At 67.2% G+C, this 1,127-nt stretch carries 1 protein-coding gene; it reads left to right on the forward strand.

The annotated features are described in order from the left end of the window. A partial coding sequence (locus G3N64_RS39185; RefSeq protein WP_205788905.1) for an AMP-binding protein occupies positions 1-1,127 on the forward strand: 1,127 nt, incomplete at both ends.

A 1,127-nucleotide genomic window follows, 5' to 3' on the forward strand; every position in this document is an offset into this window, starting at 1 on the left:
GAATCGGTTCTTCACGAAACCCGTCAGTTTGCGCCGCCCGCGGCGCTCGAACAGGCGGCGACCATTTCCGGCATGCCGGCCTATCGTGCGCTCGCCGCCGAGGCCGAGAACGATTACGAAGGCTTCTGGGCGCGCCTCGCGCGCGAGGGCCTTGCGTGGCACAAGCCGTTCACGAAAGTGCTCGACGAGTCCGACGCGCCGTTCTACACATGGTTCGACGACGGCGAGCTGAACGCGTCGTACAACTGCCTCGACCGTCACGTCGAAGCCGGCAACGGCGAGCGCGTCGCGGTGATCTTCGAAGCCGATGACGGCACCGTCACGCGCGTCACCTATGCGGATCTCCTCGCGCGCGTGTCGCGTTTCGCGAATGCGCTGAAAAAGCGCGGGATCGGCAAGGGCGACCGCGTCGTCATCTATATCCCGATGTCGATCGAAGGCATCGTCGCGATGCAGGCCTGCGCACGCATCGGCGCGACGCACTCGGTCGTGTTCGGCGGCTTCTCCGCGAAGTCGCTGAACGAGCGGCTCGTCGACGTCGGCGCGACGGCGCTCGTCACCGCCGACGAGCAGGCGCGCGGCGGCAAGACGCTGCCGCTGAAGAGCATCGCGGACGAAGCGATCGCGATGGGCGGCTGCGAGGCCGTGAAGAGCGTGATCGTCTATCGCCGCACCGGCGGCAAGATCGACTGGCACGCCGGCCGCGACCTGTGGATGCACGAGGTGACCGCCGGCGAATCCGACCAGTGCGAACCGGAATGGGTCGGCGCCGAGCATCCGCTGTTCATCCTGTATACGTCGGGCTCGACCGGCAAGCCGAAGGGCGTGCAGCACAGCACCGGCGGCTACCTGCTGTGGGCCGCGCAGACGATGAAGTGGACCTTCGACTGGAAGCCCACCGACGTGTTCTGGTGCACGGCCGACATCGGCTGGGTCACGGGCCACACGTACATCACGTACGGCCCGCTCGCCTGCGGCGGCACGCAGGTCGTGTTCGAAGGCGTGCCGACCTACCCGGACGCCGGCCGCTTCTGGAAGATGATCGGCGACCACAAGGTCACCGTGTTCTACACCGCGCCGACCGCGATCCGCTCGCTGATCAAGGCGGCCGAAGCCGACGACAAGGT

This window comes from Burkholderia sp. Ac-20344 (assembly GCF_017104975.1).
Lineage (GTDB): Bacteria > Pseudomonadota > Gammaproteobacteria > Burkholderiales > Burkholderiaceae > Burkholderia.